The sequence below is a fragment of the Microcystis sp. LEGE 08355 genome, from assembly GCF_015207185.1.
GTDB classification, from domain to species: Bacteria; Cyanobacteriota; Cyanobacteriia; order Cyanobacteriales; family Microcystaceae; genus Microcystis; species Microcystis panniformis.
The window spans coordinates 1-1013 of record NZ_JADEXI010000961.1; the positions used below are offsets into that span (position 1 = coordinate 1).

Genomic DNA, 1013 nt, shown 5'->3' on the forward strand with positions numbered 1-1013 from the left:
CAGAACAGGAGGTGGGTTATGTGGATAAATTTTGATCAACTCCTCGATTTACCAAATGTAACAGTGGTCAATTATCAAAAAATTGCTCAGACAATTTTCCTAAAGCTCGCTCTTTTAAATGAAACAACTGAATGTCCGAATTGCCATCAAATCTTGGACAGATCAATCAGACAGAGTATAATCTAGTCAGAGATTTATCAATCTTAGGCAGTCGGGTATATTTAAAAGTACCACACCGCCCCCCAACCCCCCCGACATCGGTAGGGCTGATTCATAGTAGGGTTAATTCATAGTAGGGTTAATTCATAGTAGGGTTGATTCATAGTAGGGTTAATTCATAGTAGCGTTAATTCATAGTAGGGTTAATTCATAGTAGGGTTGATTCATGAATCAACCCTAGGGCAGGGGCTCTTCTGGTTTTCGTGTGTTAATTTTTGTTATGAATTAAAGCAAGCAAACAGCTTAAGTCGAAGATGTTCAAAATTGGTAAATCCATAACTCATTCTTTTAATAAGCTTTATTTTGGTATTCATTCCCTCAATTAATCCGTTGGTTGTCTGATTTTCAAAGTAATTACAAATACCTGGCAAATGCTTCTGGATCATCCTGGCACTACTTTGATATAATATCCCGCCTATTCTTATCCATTTTTCCAATTTTCTCTCAGCACCTCTGAACGTTCTACTACTTTGATAAATTTGTCTAATTTCTTCTTTCATTTCCCCGGCTATTCCTAAGCATGGATGTTCTTTCAGAATAACTTCTAGTTGTTGTTTTTGCTCGTCCTTTAATTCCTCTTTATTCTTCCATAATAAATGAGGTAATCCTTTTTCATGCACCCCCATTAACTTTCTCAATTTATTAAGCTCGTCATTGATGATAGCCATTACATGAAAACGGTCATAGATGATTTTAGCATTGGGAAATAATTCCTTGAGCACTGCTGTAAATCCTGACCACATATCGACGCTCACTTCTTTCACTTTCTCCCGAACTGCGTCTGGCTGTGCTTT

The 1013-nt window shown here is 37.1% G+C and carries 1 protein-coding gene and 1 pseudogene; one reads left to right on the forward strand and one right to left on the reverse strand.

From position 1 onward, the window contains the following. Nucleotides 1–18 precede the first annotated feature (18 nt). A pseudogene (locus IQ242_RS25600) lies at nt 19–239 on the forward strand (transposase family protein); the annotation flags it as partial. 198 nt (nt 240–437) lie between these two features. Here the strand turns inward: IQ242_RS25600 and IQ242_RS25605 are convergent. Next, on the reverse strand, nt 438–1013 hold a 576-nt coding region (locus IQ242_RS25605), incomplete at its 5' end, for a transposase (protein ID WP_193961879.1).